The sequence below is a fragment of the Lactobacillus sp. M0390 genome (genome assembly GCF_016102085.1).
In the GTDB taxonomy this organism is placed as follows: Bacteria; Bacillota; Bacilli; order Lactobacillales; family Lactobacillaceae; genus Lactobacillus; species Lactobacillus apis.
This window is the reverse complement of the sequence record NZ_JACFPH010000026.1, coordinates 1-402: the sequence shown is the minus strand read 5'-3', so window position 1 is coordinate 402 and position 402 is coordinate 1. Positions and strand designations below refer to the sequence as shown.

The window sequence follows — 402 nt, the reverse complement described above, 5'->3', positions numbered from 1 at the left end:
CTCGGTCGCTCTTTGGCAATCTCTTCTCTTTTGATTGTTTCTCGGTTTTTTCTTGGATTATATTCAGTTTTCAATGTACTAACTCATTGGATCTTTCTCAGATCCAATGGAGGCTAACGGGTTCGAACCGATGACCTCCTGCTTGCAAAGCAGGTGCTCTCCCAACTGAGCTAAGCCCCCATGGTCTTTTCAGATGCGCTTTCTCTTTTACTTGCCTATGGGCCTAAATGGACTTGAACCATCGACCTCACGCTTATCAGGCGTGCGCTCTAACCAGCTGAGCTATAGGCCCGTATCCAGCGTATCTGCTCTTTCTCTTTGAGGTACTGCCCTCAAAACTAAACAATGTCTTCCCTACTCATGTGCTTCCGTGCGCTTGCCTGACTTCTCTTAGCATTCCTG

Annotated in this window: 2 tRNA genes; both read right to left on the bottom strand. The window is 47.3% G+C overall.

From position 1 onward, the window contains the following. Positions 1-107: 107 nt before the first annotated feature. Positions 108-180, bottom strand: a tRNA-Ala gene (locus tag H3R25_RS09000). A 38-nt stretch (positions 181-218) separates the two neighbouring features. Next, positions 219-292, bottom strand: a tRNA-Ile gene (locus tag H3R25_RS08995). Between the last annotated feature and the right edge of the window lie 110 nt (positions 293-402).